The sequence below is a fragment of the Kitasatospora sp. SC0581 genome (assembly GCF_048159585.1).
GTDB lineage: Bacteria > Actinomycetota > Actinomycetes > Streptomycetales > Streptomycetaceae > Kitasatospora.
Window position 1 is genome coordinate 1 of sequence record NZ_JBLRWA010000320.1, and the last position, 317, is coordinate 317.

At 35.0% G+C, this 317-nt stretch carries 1 protein-coding gene; it reads right to left on the minus strand.

Going from position 1 to position 317, the window contains the following annotated elements; translation table 11 throughout:
• Positions 1 to 91: 91 nt before the first annotated feature.
• On the minus strand, positions 92 to 317 hold a 226-nt coding region (locus ACLWS4_RS38290; protein WP_416876608.1), incomplete at its 5' end, for a hypothetical protein.

A 317-nucleotide genomic window follows, 5' to 3' on the forward strand; every position in this document is an offset into this window, starting at 1 on the left:
TCTCAAGATCTGATACGGCTGCCTGCAGTTGTTCAATATTTGAATTGAACAAGTCAACATTCAGTTTAATTTCCCCCATGTAAAGTCACCCCTATTTTTTGTTTTTTGCAGTTTCAATGAGGCTTGACACGTTTGAAATCTGTGCGATAATGGCAGATAAGCTGTCCTGATACATGGAACGTTTGCTTTCTTCATGTTTGATTTCTTCACTCAACTGCTCCTTTTTATTTTCCGCCTTTTTTAAATAGTTATTTATACTTTTCTTATATACATCATAAGCCTCTTCAAATTTTCCTTTTTTTTCGCCTTTCCACTTG